Source organism: Rhizobium sp. Root1203, from assembly GCF_001424945.1.
GTDB lineage: Bacteria > Pseudomonadota > Alphaproteobacteria > Rhizobiales > Rhizobiaceae > Rhizobium.
The window spans coordinates 25,281-38,424 of the sequence record NZ_LMCW01000029.1 but is presented as its reverse complement, the minus strand read 5'-3'; the positions used below and the strand labels follow the sequence as shown (position 1 = coordinate 38,424).

Annotated in this window: 12 protein-coding genes and 1 pseudogene; 5 read left to right on the top strand and 8 right to left on the bottom strand. The window is 60.4% G+C overall.

What is annotated here, in order from left to right; translation table 11 throughout:
* Positions 1-285: 285 nt before the first annotated feature.
* Positions 286-1,164 (top strand): annotated as a pseudogene (locus tag ASC97_RS23655) (DMT family transporter); the annotation flags it as partial.
* A gap of 201 nt (positions 1,165-1,365) precedes the next feature.
* Here the strand turns inward: ASC97_RS23655 and ASC97_RS36325 are convergent.
* Together ASC97_RS36325 and ASC97_RS23645 are read right to left on the bottom strand one after the other, a co-directional pair.
* On the bottom strand, positions 1,366-1,506 hold the full coding sequence (locus tag ASC97_RS36325) for a hypothetical protein (RefSeq protein ID WP_443216771.1): 141 nt from the start codon (positions 1,504-1,506) through the stop codon (positions 1,366-1,368).
* A 562-nt stretch (positions 1,507-2,068) separates the two neighbouring features.
* A complete protein-coding gene (locus tag ASC97_RS23645) occupies positions 2,069-2,920 on the bottom strand; it encodes a sugar phosphate isomerase/epimerase family protein (protein WP_057470792.1) in 852 nt (283 codons plus the stop codon).
* 348 nt (positions 2,921-3,268) lie between these two features.
* On the opposite strand from ASC97_RS23645, the gene ASC97_RS23640 reads away from it, so the two are divergent.
* From ASC97_RS23640 to ASC97_RS23625, 4 genes are read left to right on the top strand one after another with little or no spacing between them, the layout of a single operon-like run.
* The gene (locus ASC97_RS23640) at positions 3,269-4,156 is read left to right on the top strand and encodes a sugar phosphate isomerase/epimerase family protein (protein ID WP_057470791.1); all 888 of its coding nucleotides are present in this window, start codon (positions 3,269-3,271) and stop codon (positions 4,154-4,156) included.
* Positions 4,157-4,215: 59 nt separating this feature from the next.
* Positions 4,216-5,385 carry a mandelate racemase/muconate lactonizing enzyme family protein gene (locus ASC97_RS23635; RefSeq protein WP_057470790.1) on the top strand — a complete coding sequence of 390 codons (1,170 nt, stop codon included), beginning with the start codon at positions 4,216-4,218 and terminating at the stop codon, positions 5,383-5,385.
* A gap of 2 nt (positions 5,386-5,387) precedes the next feature.
* Positions 5,388-6,080, top strand: coding sequence for a FadR/GntR family transcriptional regulator (locus ASC97_RS23630; RefSeq protein WP_115112534.1), 693 nt, complete (start codon positions 5,388-5,390; stop codon positions 6,078-6,080).
* A 21-nt stretch (positions 6,081-6,101) separates the two neighbouring features.
* Positions 6,102-7,076 (top strand): 2-hydroxyacid dehydrogenase, encoded by a 975-nt coding sequence (locus tag ASC97_RS23625; RefSeq protein WP_057470788.1) that lies wholly within the window; start codon positions 6,102-6,104, stop codon positions 7,074-7,076.
* 84 nt (positions 7,077-7,160) lie between these two features.
* On the opposite strand, the gene ASC97_RS23620 is transcribed toward ASC97_RS23625, so the two are convergent.
* The 6 genes from ASC97_RS23620 to ASC97_RS23595 all read right to left on the bottom strand — a co-directional run bounded on the left by ASC97_RS23620 (position 7,161) and on the right by ASC97_RS23595 (position 12,877).
* Positions 7,161-8,237 carry an ABC transporter ATP-binding protein gene (locus tag ASC97_RS23620; protein ID WP_057470787.1) on the bottom strand — a complete coding sequence of 359 codons (1,077 nt, stop codon included), beginning with the start codon at positions 8,235-8,237 and terminating at the stop codon, positions 7,161-7,163.
* Positions 8,237-9,346, bottom strand: a complete 1,110-nt coding sequence (locus ASC97_RS23615; RefSeq protein ID WP_057470786.1) for an ABC transporter ATP-binding protein — start codon at positions 9,344-9,346, stop codon at positions 8,237-8,239. Before ASC97_RS23615 ends, ASC97_RS23620 begins: the two co-directional genes overlap by 1 nt.
* Positions 9,343-9,546 carry a hypothetical protein gene (locus ASC97_RS23610; protein WP_057470785.1) on the bottom strand — a complete coding sequence of 68 codons (204 nt, stop codon included), beginning with the start codon at positions 9,544-9,546 and terminating at the stop codon, positions 9,343-9,345. Before ASC97_RS23610 ends, ASC97_RS23615 begins: the two co-directional genes overlap by 4 nt.
* Positions 9,543-10,502, bottom strand: a complete 960-nt coding sequence (locus ASC97_RS23605; protein ID WP_057470784.1) for a carbohydrate ABC transporter permease — start codon at positions 10,500-10,502, stop codon at positions 9,543-9,545. Before ASC97_RS23605 ends, ASC97_RS23610 begins: the two co-directional genes overlap by 4 nt.
* A gap of 1 nt (position 10,503) precedes the next feature.
* Positions 10,504-11,409 (bottom strand): carbohydrate ABC transporter permease, encoded by a 906-nt coding sequence (locus ASC97_RS23600; protein ID WP_057470783.1) that lies wholly within the window; start codon positions 11,407-11,409, stop codon positions 10,504-10,506.
* 157 nt (positions 11,410-11,566) lie between these two features.
* Positions 11,567-12,877 carry an ABC transporter substrate-binding protein gene (locus tag ASC97_RS23595; protein ID WP_057470782.1) on the bottom strand — a complete coding sequence of 437 codons (1,311 nt, stop codon included), beginning with the start codon at positions 12,875-12,877 and terminating at the stop codon, positions 11,567-11,569.
* Positions 12,878-13,144: the final 267 nt, after the last annotated feature.

The following is a 13,144-nucleotide window of genomic DNA, read 5'->3' as shown; positions in this document are numbered from 1 at the left end:
CCATCTTCTGCCATGCAAATCTCCAGTTAGTCCTGGAAACCTTCTCGCACACGCAGCAAGCCTCAAAATATAGCCAATCCAATGGGGCGGAGACGGCGCTTACCGCTTAATCTCATCATGACCGCTTGTCGTCTGGGCACTGACGCCGGCACGCCAGGCTAGCTCATCCGCAACGCGGGCCCCTTTGTCAGGGTTTCATAGTTCGGTCTTGGTCGAAGCATGGTCAGGCAGTTTCACGGTAGAGAGAGGATATCTCATACCCTCGCACCCAAGACGATCATGATCATGCAAAAGCCGGACATCAGAATAGAACTCGCGCTTCTTCTCGCACTTGCAACACTTTGGGGGGCGTCTTACACCTTCATCAAGCTTGGTGTGGAGACAATCCCGCCGGTCACGTTGATCGCGGCGCGCACATTGATCGCTGGTTCAATCCTTCTTGGCATCATCAAGTGGCGCGGACTGGTGTTGCCAAAGGGCCTTGCAACATGGCGGCGGTTCCTGGTGCAGGCATGCCTCAATAGCGTAGTCCCTTTTACCTTGATCGCATGGGCGGAGCGTACCGTGGATGCCGGGCTTGCTGCGATTTTGAATTCGACCACGCCGATCTTTGCGTTCCTGCTAACGGTCCTCATTACACGCCATGAGCCAGTGGGTGCGCGCAGGGTATTCGGCGTTGTTGCCGGCATTACCGGCACTTGCCTCATCATCGGCATCGAGGCATTTCATGGGCTCGGGGACGAACTACCGGCACAACTTGCCATCGTGGCCGCTACGGTCTGCTATGCTGGCGCCGCCATTTTCGGCCGGGGTTTCAAAGGGCTGGATCCGATCATGCCGGCAGCCGGATCACTGGTCTGCGGTGCTGTCATCCTCATTCCCGTCAGTCTAGCAGTCGATCGGCCGTGGGGGTTGGTACCCTCACAGGCGTCTATCCTTGCTTTGATCGGCCTCTCGGTGTTTTCGACGGCTCTGGCGTTCGTCATCTATTTCCGGTTGGTTCACACACTCGGTTCCGTCGGCACGACTGCTCAGGCCTACCTGCGCGTTCCGATCGGCGTAGGGATAGGAGTTTTGTTTCTTAGGGAAACCATGACTTCTACCGCTTGGGGTGGGCTCGCTTGCGTCATCGCAGGCGTGGCAGCGATGACCATCCCCGCTCGCAAACCCACGCGTGATTTGCTTCCATTATACGCCACATCCATTTTAGTTCCGCAGTGCGTGCGGTCATGGCGCGTCGCCAGAAGAATTATGGTTTTCACCTGGCAACGCACATCATGGTCACAGGTGCCAGCTCCTGTCAGCGCTCGCTATCAAGGTGGGCAAGGAAAGCATCAGGATATCGCGAGCCGTGCACCGCGTTCTTCAGTACGGCAGCCTCCACGGCGGCGATATCATCGGCGTCAGATTAAGGTTCCAGGAAGCGAGGACGTCGATGAGATGACCGGGCCGCCGTGCCCCGATGACCGGCACGATATCCGTGCCTTGAGCAAGGACCCAGGCGATCGCTAATTGCGTTGTGGAACCACCAATCCTTTCGGCAACTTTCTCAGGCTTGCGACCAGTTCGAGATTGACTGCAAAGTTGTCGCCCTGGAAGCGCGGAGCGATCGATCGGAAGTCCGCGTCACCCGTCGAACGACGGGGTCAACCTTCGGAGCCGAAGGGGTCAAAGTTCCACGCTTAAACACAGTTTGGTGCACTCATTGCCGATGACCGCCCAATCCTCCTATGCCGTCAGAAGGTGATGAGGATCGCGGCCACGCAGGTTCACGTGGATCCCTTGCTGCCGACACAAACGATCTGCAGGAATTATCGAAGACGCACAAGACGACCAAAAAAGCCCACGATCTAGCTGCGGCATTGTGGTACGCGGGCGAAGTGATCGAGGGCGGGCGCGCGTCCGAACGCTTCAGCAACCGAGCGCGCGTTCCGGACAGGGAAGGGACGAGCAGGGCGGTGATGGGATTTGTCGTTCCGCTATGCCAGCGTGGCTCGGCGATAGCGCTTGTCGAAACGCCCGCCAGAAACTGTTGATCGGATAGAAATTCAGACTGGTCGGTTGGTGGTCACACAGCCGCGTGCCATCCATCGCGGATATGGCGGTAGCCTTCGCGATAGACCGATTCCGGTGTCTCGGAAAAGTCGCGCCAGACCTTTGTCGCGGCGGCAAGGTCCTTGAGGCCTCGACCGAAGGCCTCGATTGTCAGCCACCCGTCGTAGCCGCTCGCGCGTAGCGCAGTGAACGTGTCTGCCCAGGGAATGTTGCCGCGCCCCGGTACGCCGCGGTCGTTCTCCGAAATGTGGACATGCACGATGCGGTCACTATTTCGCGTGAAGGCGCCGATGGGGTCGGCCTCTTCGATATTGCTGTGAAAGGTGTCGTACATGGCCCGGATATTCGGGTGTCCGATCGCATCGATATGCTCCGCAAGGAGGTCCATCGTGTTGAACAGGTAACATTCGAAGCGGTTGAGCGCCTCAAGCCCGATTGTGACGCGGTGCTTTGCTGCATGATCACCGATCGCCAGTTGCGCGGAAACTGAGCGCTTGAGTTCCGCCGCGGACGGCCCGCTTCCCGAAAATTTGCCGAGCGTCGAATGCAGCGGCCCGCTCAGCATCGTCGCGCCGAGTGCGTCGCTGCAGTCGATTGCCCATTTCACGTAGTCGATGCCGCGTCTGCGGGTTGCAGCGTCGGGGGCGATCAGGTTCATCTGCGGGTCGCCCATGGCGGACACGGCGGTCCGTTCCAGGCCGAGCCTGTCGAGCAAGGCCCCCAGCCGCCGGTAGTCGTCGGGTGTGCCCGAAAAGATCGGAATCTCGACGCCGTCAAACCCCGTGTCCTTGATGTCGCGTAACAGTGCCTCGTGTTTCCGGCCGACACTTGTCGTCCAGAGGAACATGCACATGCCGATCTTCATCGTTCCTCCCTTTTGGGCCCGCGGCCACAGCGCGGCGGTTTCAACGCCCTATCGCTTTTTTCAAATCTGGTCATACCAAATATTGGAATCTGGTCAAGCTAGTTCATAACACGCTTGGGGTGGCGGGTGCGCGTCTTAGCAGGAGATGCGGCATTAAATGTCGATTGAATAAAGAAATATCGACCTTTCGGGTCCGTCTTGCAGAGGATCTAGAATTGAGCTAGAGCTTTCAAACAACACTGATTGGCCGAACCAGATTGCAGAAGGCAGCGAGGTTGGTCAAGGATAAGGTGACATCCTGCCGACCAATCGGCGGTCGAGCGTGCTGCAACTGTCTGGGAGGACCTCATGCATCTTTCGACACACAACTGGATGCGGGCCGAACCGCTCGCCGTCACGCTGAAGCGCATCAAGAGATATGGCTACGAAAGCATCGAGATATCCGGCGAGCCTGCGCAGTACGACGTCAAGGAGACGCGTGCCCTGCTGAAAGAGCATGGTATCCGCTGCTGGGGCGCCGTTACGCTGACGCTCGGCGAACGAAATCTTGCCGCCAGGAATGAAGCCCAGCGCGCCAAGTCGGTGGACTATGTCAAGAGCGTCATCACCATGGTCAGCGAACTCCAGGGCGAGATCGTCACCCTGGTGCCGGCGACCGTCGGCAAGGTGGTGCCGGATGGCACCGAAGAGGAAGAGTGGACATGGGTGGTGGACGCGACCAGGGAGTGTTTTGCCCATGCGCAGAAGAGGGGCGTGCGCATTGCTGTCGAGCCGCTCAACCGTTTCGAGACCTATTTCTTCAACCGTGCCGCCCAAGCGCTGGCGCTCGCCGATGCCGTCAGCCCCGAATGCGGGGTCTGCCTGGATGCCTTCCACCTGAACATCGAGGAGGAAGACATGTATGAGGCGATCCGGCTCGCCGGAAAGCGCCTGTTCGATTTCCACGTCGCCGATAACAATCGTTTCGCCGCCGGCCTCGGCCAGCTCGACTGGCCGAAGATCATCGGCACGCTGAAGGAGATCGGTTACGACGGCGCCGTCACCAACGAATTCGTCGCTCCGGTCGACCGCACGCCGGCCGCAAAGTATCCGGACATGGTAGAGCGCAACCCCGTCGACATCCCCCCGGAACAACTGAAGTTTATCCAGGACCACGGCTCGAGCCTTCTCACGGAGAAATTCTACGACGATCAGATGCGGATCACCGCCGAGACGATCCTACCGCTGATCAGGTAACGAACGGACAGAACATATGCCCTGCGGTCTGCCGACCGTGAGGGGCGGGGATCCGAGACATGCGTATCAAAACCGTAGAGGCCTGGTGGATAAAAATTCCCATTGAGGCGAGCCGTCAGCACCGCAGCGACTTCGGCCGACTGACGACCTTCGATAGTGCGATCCTGCGGATCGAAACGAACGACGGCATCGTCGGCTGGGGAGAGGGCAAGAATGCTGCGGGCAGTGCAGGCACCTATGGCACGCTGGTACACATGCTTAATCATGAGATTGGGCCGAAGCTCATCGATCGCGATCCTGCCGACATCTCCACCATATGGGAGATGCTCTACAACGGCGTACGCCACGAGACAGCGGCGAGGTCGGGTCACGCAATGCCCGAGATCGCGCGTCGCGGCCTTTCCGTCGCGGCGATCAGCGCGGTCGACATAGCGCTCTGGGACATCCTCGGCAAGTCCCTCGACGTCCCCGTCTGGAAGCTGCTCGGTGGGCGCAAGGCGGACAGGTTGCCCGCCTATGCCTCGGGCGGTTGGGAGAGCGTGGACCGGATCGGCGAACAGCTGCGGTCCTATGTCGCCGCCGGCGGTTTCAAGTCAGTCAAGATGCGCGTCGGCGCGATGGATCGTGCGCTGCATGTCTCGGCATCGCGCGTGCGGGAGGCTCGCAAGGCAATCGGCCCCGACGTCGACCTCATGGTCGATGCGCATGGCACGTATACTGTTGCCGAAGCGAAGCGGTTCATCCAGATGGTCGCCGATTGCGACCTCGCTTGGTTCGAGGAGCCGGTGACAGCGGATGACAAGCCGGGCATGGCGGAGGTGCGCGCGGCTGGGAATGTGCCAATCGCTGCGGGCGAGAGCGAGGCGACGCGTTTTGCCTTCAGAGATCTTGCCATGCTTCGGGCCGCCGACATATTCCAGCCGGATCCCGCCTTCTGCGGAGGCATTACGGAAGCGATGCGCATCAGTTCTCTCGCCAGCGCCTTCAATCTCCGTTTCGCACCGCATCTTTGGGCCGGTGCGCCCTGCTTCTTCTCTGGCCTGCACTTGTGCGCGGCTTCCCCTGCAAGCTTCATCATCGAATATTCGCTCGGCGCAAATCCGATGATCCATGATCTTGTTGAGGATACTGTGTCGGTGAAGGACGGTATGGTAGAGATCCCGGACAGGCCTGGCTTGGGCTTCACGATCAATCAGCGGGTCCTGGAGACTCACGCGCAAAGACAGTGACGATGAAAGAAAACTCCCTCCTCTCCGATCTCGCGGCACATCTTTTCTCGAACTCGAGCGGCAATGGCCGCACGCCTTCCGAGCGAGAGCTTGCAGAGCATTTCGGAGTCAGCCGCGGCCAGGTTCGCGAGGCACTGGCCATTCTGGAGGCAATGCGCATCGTCGAGCGGCGTGCCAAGTCGGGCATCTATCTGACGACCACGGAGGCGAGCGTGGAGGCAATGGCGCTTTTTGCTCGCGCCGGCGTGCCGCTTGATCCTATCCTGATCTACGAGACTGTGGAGCTGCGCAAGATCCATGAGATCAAGGCCGCGGAACTCGCCTGCAATCGCGCGACGGAGGAGAACTACCAGCACTTGCGCGATATCCTCGCCGCGTCCGAGGCGAAGCTTGCCGCCGGCGAGGGGCTGGCGCGCGAGGACCGGGATTTTCATTTAGAGATCGTCCGGGCCACCAAAAATAGCGTCTTCCATCGGGTGTGCAGCGTTTATTACGTCATGGGCGAGCACCGCCTGCCGATCTATTTTGCCGACGCCGCCCGCAGCCGGCGCTCGCATGAGGAGCACATCCGCATCTACGAGGCGCTGCTTGCCCGAGACGGCAATCTCGCCCAGGCGCTGATGAGCGCGCATCTTCAAGGAGCGGAAAGCTATTGGAAGGGCCTCATCGGCGGTCCAGCGACGATGGCCGGATAGGCGTAGCCGGCGGGAGGGCCGATGAGCTTCATCTTTTCCACACATCCCCTGCATCCCGCGGCCAAGGCCATGCTTGAGGCTGCGGGTGATCTGCGCGTCGCTTCGGCGACCGATCCCGAAACGTTGCTGCGAGAAGGCCGCGGCGCGGGCATCGTCGTTATACGCGCGCCAATCCCACCGGCCTTCTTCGAGGATGCGCCGGCGCTTCGCGCGGCGATCCGCCATGGTGCCGGGCTCGACATGGTGCCGATGGATGCGGCGACCCGTGCCGGCGTGCTTGTCGCCAACGTGCCGGCTGTCAATGCGTCGACTGTCGCCGAGCACGTCTTCCTTGTGACATTGGCCCTGCTTCGGCGCTTCCGCCTGATGGACCGCGAACTGCGTCAGAACGGCTGGGTGGCGGGCCGCGCCCAGTCGGACACGGCCCTCGACCTTGCCGGCCGCACCATGGGCATCGTCGGTATGGGCAATGTCGGCAAGGCGATCTTCAAGATCGCGAAGTTCGGTTTCGGCCTGGAGGTGGTCGCCACGAGCCGGTCGCCGGAAAGTGTGCCGGAGGGTGCGCGCTTCCTGTCGATCGATGAGCTTGTTGCGACGGCCGACATCGTCGTGCTCTGCTGCCCGCTGACGCCGGAGACGACCGGCTTGCTCAATGCCGGGCGCATCGATCGCATGAAGCCGGGGGCCATTCTGGTTAACGTCTCGCGCGGCCCCGTGATCGATGACGCGGCGCTGATCGAGGCACTGCGCGATGGCCGCATCGGCGGAGCGGCGCTCGATGTCTTCGCAACGCAGCCGCTTCCGCTCGACCATCTCTATTTCGGCTTTGCCAACGTCATCGTCACTCCGCATCTGGCTGGTCTGACAGAAGAGAGCATGATGCGCATGGGAACAGGCGCGGCCAGCGAAGCGCTGCGTGTCATCAAGGGTGACTTGCCCGTTAATTTGCGCAATCCCGAAGTGGTAGAACACTACCGCCGGCGTTTTCCCGCATAGCGCCCCGTCGCGACACCTCGAAACGGCGGCTGCCCCAGCCGCTGCCGCACCGCCGGGACGCTCGCATCTTTCGGACCGATCAGGTCAGCCCGAGTGCCGCAGGCTCATCCCGCTTTCGGCGTCAAACAGCACGACCTTTCCCGGATTCCACGAAAAGCGAACCGTATCCTCGATCCGAAGCACCGTCTGCGTCGGCACGGTCGCGTGGATGAACTTGTCGCCAGTGCGTAACGTCACGATCTTTTCGACGCCGTGGTTTTCCACGTCGTGGACCCGTCCTACACCCGGCGCACCACTGTCGAGGAAGATGTCCTCGGGGCGGATACCGAAGGTGAGCGGGCGACCGTCTGTCGCGATCCCGTGCCCGTTGCCGAGAGGCAGCCGGTAGCCCTCGCTGGCCACTGCCTCGCCGGCGGCAAGCGTACCGGCGATCAGGTTCATCGGCGGCGAACCGACCGCGCGCGCGACGAAGGTGTTGACCGGGTTTCGGTAGATCTCCTGCGGCGTACCCGTCTGCACCAGCTTACCGTTGTTCAGGACGCCGATCTTGTCGCCCATCGACATGGCCTCTATCTGGTCGTGGGTCACGAAAAGGAAGGTGGCGCCGAGGTTCATCTGCAGGTTTTTCAGCTCGGTGCGGAGCGCTTCGCGAAGCTTCGCGTCGAGCGCTGAAAGCGGTTCGTCCATCAAGAAGACCCGCGGCTTGCGCACGATGGCCCGGCCGATCGATACGCGCTGCATCTCGCCTCCCGACAGCCGATCCGTCTTGCGGTCGAGCAAGTGCTCGATGCGCAGGGTCTTGGCAACGCGTTCGACACGCTCCTTGATTTCCCCGGGTTCAACACGACGGATACGCGATTTCAATGGAAATTCCAGGTTCTCACGCACCGTATAGCGCGGATAGAGCGAGTATTGCTGGAGCACCAGCGCCACGTCACGTTCGGCAGCACCCCAGTCAGCGACGTCCTCGCCGTCGATGAAGATCTGGCCTGCGGTCGGCTTCTCGAGACCGGCGATCAGGCGCAGCGTTGTCGTCTTGCCGGCGCCGGTCTGCCCGAGCAGCACGAAGAATTCGCCGTCCGCAATGTCGATGTTCAAGTTTTTCAGCGCCGTGTGGTTGCCGAAGGTCTTGGTGATGCCATTGAGTTCGATATGCGCCATTAGAGTCTGATCCTCAGCGACGCGCCGGTCGCCGTGTTGAAGAAATGTGCCTGGGCGGGGTCGATGCGTGCCCATACGGCTTCGCCGGGACCGGGCACGAAACCGCTCTTGGTGCGTGCCCTGATCATTTGGTGGCCGACCTTTAGGTCCACGATGTCGTGCGAGCCGAGAGGCTCGATGATGTGCGCCTCGACCGGCAGGAAGCCCTCGCGGGCCTCCCGCGAAACGAGCACGCTCTCAGGCCGGACTCCGAGTGTGAGCTTGCCGTTCTCGGCCCTCGCATCAGAGAGGCGGCTGGCCAGCACGGCGGGGAATTCGAAGCCCGTCACCCCGTCGCCGACCTGCACGCTGGTATGGCCGCCCGTTTCGCTGATGGTCGCCGGCGCCATGTTCATGACCGGGCTTCCGACGAACTGTGCGACGAACATGTTGGCGGGTTGCGCGTAAACCTCTTCAGGCGTGCCGATCTGTTGGAGGATGCCCTCGTGCATGATCACGATGCGGTCGGCGAGCGACATCGCCTCCACCTGGTCGTGGGTCACGTAGATGGTGGTCGAACCCTGCTTGATATGCAAACGCTTGATTTCCGCCCGCATCTCCTCGCGCAGCTTCGCGTCCAGCGCACCGATCGGCTCATCCATCAGCATGGCCTTTGGGCGTCTCACGAGCGCGCGGCCGATTGCGACCCGTTGCATGTCGCCGCCCGACAGCGCCGAAGGCTTGCGGGCCAGCAGACCTGTGATGCGCAGCACACCGGCGATCTCGCGGACCGACGTATCGACGTCGGCGCGGCTCATCCGGGTGGCGCGGAGCGGGAAGGCGATGTTCTCGTAGACCGTCATGTGCGGATAGAGCGAGAACGATTGGAACACCATGGCGATGTCCCGGCCGGATGCCTTGATGTGCTGCACCGGCTGCCCGTCGATCAGAATGTCGCCTTCGTCGATGGTCTCCAGGCCTGCGACGGCGCGCAATGTCGTCGTCTTGCCGCAGCCCGATTGTCCAAGCAGCACGATGAATTCGTTGTCGGCGATGGCGAGATTGAGGTCTTTGATGACCTGGACGGCCCCGAAATATTTCTGAATCCCGCGAAGTTCGATTTGCGTCATGAATGGCTGCCTTCGTCTGGTTGCGCGTCCCGCGGGATCTTGGTCGTCACCATGAAGGCGATCAGTCCGACGAGCGTCATCGTCATGCCGTAGCGATGCAGAAACAGGTTCCATGGCTGACAGAGCGCGATGATGCCGAGGATCATCAGATACTGCGAACCGGGTTCGAGATATTTCTGGTTCAAGGCGCGGAAGGTCATTTGCGGATTGCTCCGAAGCTCATGCCGCGCAGGAGGTGGTTCCTGAGCAGGAAGGTGAAGATGGCGACCGGTAGGAGGAACAGGAACGTGCCCGAGGCGATTACCGTCCAGTCCGGCAGGCCTGAGCCGACCTGGCTCGGAATGAAGGGTGGAGCCGTTTGCGCGCGCCGGTTCGTCATGATCAGCGCAAATGCATATTCGTTCCAAGCCGTGATGAAGCAGAAGACGGCGGTCGCGGCGATGCCGGTCGCCGCTTCCGGGATGACGATCTTGAAAAAGGCCTCCATCCGTGTGTAGCCGTCCACGAGTGCGGCCTCCTCGTACTCCCTCGGGATCTCGTCGATGAAGCCTTTCATCAGCCAAACGGAAAAGGAAAGGTTGAAGGCAGTGTAGAGTATTATTAGGCCCCAATGCGTGTCGTTGAGACCGACGGCGCGGTACATAAGGAACATCGGGATCGCCACGACGACGGGCGGCAGCATGCGCGTCGATAGGATGAAGAAGAGAAGATCTGCCTCCCCTTTCACTTTGAAGCGCGAGAAGCCGTAGGCTGTGAAGGTTCCCATGCCGACGGCCAGCACCGTGGACGTGATGGCGACAATCAGCGAGTTCATGAAGCGGTTCGGATAGCCGGAAGGCTGTACCTCTCCGCGGCCGGAGCGAACGATCTTCTCGCCGCCGTCGAACACCATCCGCTCCCACCAGGGGGCGGCGGCATATTCTTCAGCAGTCGGCGCCCCGCGCAACTGCGAGCGCTTGGTGAAGAGCTTCACGAAGGGCGAGAGTTCCGGCTCGAAGAGCACCGTCGGCGGAATGGTGGTGGCGAGGTTGCGCGGCTTGAAGGCCGTCGAGGTGATCCAGTAGATCGGCGCCAGGAAGATTAGCGTGATGACGAGTACGGAGGCGATCGCCACCCGGTTCAGCGCGCGTTCGGAGCGGGTTTGGACGGCAGCCATCTCAGCGCTCCTTCACTTTGTTTAGGTATTTGACGTAGATGTTGGTGATGGCGAGAACCATGATGAGCACGATGTAGGCGAGTGCGCAGGAGCGCCCCGTCTGCCATTCCTGGAAGGCCATCTTGTAGAGCCGGATGGAGATCACCTCGGTCGTCGGTTGGCTGGTCAGGATGTAGGCGAGGTCGAAGGTCTTGAAGGCTTCCATCGTACGGAAGATGATTGCGATCATGAGGATTGGCGCCACCAACGGCAGCGTAATGCGGAAGAAGGTATAGAACGGCCCCGCCCGGTCGATCGCCGCTGCCTCGTAGAGATGCTTTGGCACGGCCGAAAGGCCGGCAAGCGACAGCAGCATTACGAAGGGCGACCACATCCAGATGTCCGTGATTGCGACCGCATAAAGCGCCATGTCGGGATTCGACAGCCACTCGAAGGAGCCGAGGCCGAGTGCGTAGTTGATGATGCCGAAGGACGGATCGTAGAGCAGCTTCCAGAAGAGGCCGACCACTGCCATGGAGAGCATCATCGGCAGCAGCAGCAGCGTCGTCAGAAGACCCTTGAGTGGGATATCGCGGTTGAGCAGCATTGCGGTGCCGAAGCCGACGATCACCTGGCCTGTAACAGAGACGATCACATATTTCGCGGTGATGGCGAAATTCGACCAGATGAAAGCATCGTTCAGCAATTCCCGGTAGTTCTGCAGGCCGACGAAGGTGGCCGGCGCGTTCGATGAAGCGCGAAAGTCGGTGAACGAATAGCCGAGCGAATAGATCAACGGAAAGATGTTGAAGACGATCAGGAATAGGATCGTCGGAATGATGAAGAGATTGCGAATTCGAACGTCGCTCATGCCGCGGGATGCGGCACGCGATTTCGTGTCGAGCGATGTCATGACTGCGGTGGCCAATCCTCTCCTCCTTCGAGAGTTCGGCGCGCCGGATGCCGGAATTGCATCACGATGCGCGAAGTTGATGCCGGGCGCCGCGCCCTCTCGAGCCGCGCCTTCGGCGCGGAGATGCAGAATAAAACGGGAGGGGCTGCTGCCCCTCCGCCGAACGCGCTTACTACTTGTTGCGTCCGTATTTCGCGAACGTCGCGTTCCAGTCCGCTGCCAGGGATTCGAGCGCGTCCTTCGCCGTGCCTTGGCCGGCGGTGACGAAGGGATAAATGCGCTGGTTCATCTGGATCAGCAGTTCGGCGTATTCAGGCGTTGCCCAGAAGTCCTTCACCTTGAACATCGTCTCGTAGAAGGCTTTGTTATAGGGTGTCGCGTTCTGAAACTCCGGCGATTCAAGCACCTTGGCGCTTGCCGTGTAGCCGCCGAGTTCGGCCCAGCGCTTCTGGGTCTCGTCCTTGACGAACCATTCGAGGAATTTCATCGCCTCTTCCTGGTTTTTTGAGTAGGAGATGACCGATATGCCCTGCCCGCCGAGCGCTGCGAATTGCTCGCCGTTCGGGCCTGCCGGATTGGCAAAGAAGCCGGTAACCTTGGCGTTCGGGTTGGACGCCTCGTTCACCAGTGCCGGGAAGAAGGCGAAGTAATTCATGCTCATCGCCGCCAGGTTCTCGGTGATTGCCTGGTTGTTCTCGACGAAGAATGACTTGGCCCAGCCCGGAGGCGTAAAGCCGTAGAGCTCGCGATACAGCTCGAGCGCCTTGACGTTCTTCTCGGAATTGATGATGCCGTCGACCTTGTAGCTCTGGTAGTCGCCAAGTTCGCCTCCAAACGAGAAGATCGCGTTCTCGACACCCATGACGAGACCGTCGTAAGAGTTGTCGGTGTATATGGCGATTCCGTATCGCTTCTGGTCTGGACGGTGGAAGAACTCAGCAATGTCACGCATCTGGGCCCATGTCTTCGGCGGGGCGAGGTCGTAGCCGTATTTGGCCTTGAACGTCTCCATCTCCTTGGGATCTTCGAACCAGTCCTTGCGGTAGGACCAACCGACAGCGTCGCCTTCGGCTGGAATTGACCAGTACTTTTTCGAGTTCGATGGATACTCGGAGTAGTATTTCACTGTTGCGGGGGCCATCACCTTGGTCAGATTGTGCTTGGTGAAGAATTCGGTCAGATCGACGTAATGGCCGGCTTCTGACGCTGCCCCGATCCACTGACTGTCGCCGACGACCATGTCATAGGCTGAACCCTTGGCGTTGAACTCGGTGAAGGCCTTGGTCTGGAAGTCGGCCCATGGTGTGGTCTCGACCGTTACCTTGACGCCGGTTTGAGCCTCGTATTCGTTCGCGAGTTCCTGAAGGTAGTTTGCCGGGTCCCACTCGGCCCAGAAGATGGTCAGTTCCTGGGCCTGTACGGATGTTCCGCAGGCCCACATCAATCCGACACCGGCCAACAGGCCAGTCATAGTTTTGCGCATAACGTTTCCTCCCATTTATGCACGCCTCCCGCTTCATCGCGGGCCTCCCGATCTGGCTTCCCGATCCTCCTGGGTGGTGTTCGTGCTGGGGGTCCTCCTCGACCCTTCGCTCGTTTCAGATCTCAAGCCTGAATGTCGTTTCCCTGATCTGGTAGTACCAAATGCCATTATCGTCAAGCGCAACCTCGGAGAGCTCTCATCGAAGATGCATCTTCGAATTTGCGGCATCCTTCCCCCGCAATTTAAGGCCTGTTGATGCTGTCATGT

Excerpts from the sequence above, each read along its gene's own strand:
- ASC97_RS23610 (WP_057470785.1), bottom strand. The coding sequence starts at position 9,546 with ATGACCTTCCGCGCCTTGAACCAGAAATATCTCGAACCCGGTTCGCAG.
- ASC97_RS23615 (WP_057470786.1), bottom strand. The coding sequence starts at position 9,346 with ATGACGCAAATCGAACTTCGCGGGATTCAGAAATATTTCGGGGCCGTC.
- ASC97_RS23645 (WP_057470792.1), bottom strand. The coding sequence starts at position 2,920 with ATGAAGATCGGCATGTGCATGTTCCTCTGGACGACAAGTGTCGGCCGG.
- ASC97_RS23595 (WP_057470782.1), bottom strand. The coding sequence starts at position 12,877 with ATGCGCAAAACTATGACTGGCCTGTTGGCCGGTGTCGGATTGATGTGG.
- ASC97_RS23605 (WP_057470784.1), bottom strand. The coding sequence starts at position 10,502 with ATGGCTGCCGTCCAAACCCGCTCCGAACGCGCGCTGAACCGGGTGGCG.
- ASC97_RS23625 (WP_057470788.1), top strand. The coding sequence starts at position 6,102 with ATGAGCTTCATCTTTTCCACACATCCCCTGCATCCCGCGGCCAAGGCC.
- ASC97_RS23640 (WP_057470791.1), top strand. The coding sequence starts at position 3,269 with ATGCATCTTTCGACACACAACTGGATGCGGGCCGAACCGCTCGCCGTC.
- ASC97_RS23620 (WP_057470787.1), bottom strand. The coding sequence starts at position 8,237 with ATGGCGCATATCGAACTCAATGGCATCACCAAGACCTTCGGCAACCAC.
- ASC97_RS23635 (WP_057470790.1), top strand. The coding sequence starts at position 4,216 with ATGCGTATCAAAACCGTAGAGGCCTGGTGGATAAAAATTCCCATTGAG.
- ASC97_RS23630 (WP_115112534.1), top strand. The coding sequence starts at position 5,388 with ATGAAAGAAAACTCCCTCCTCTCCGATCTCGCGGCACATCTTTTCTCG.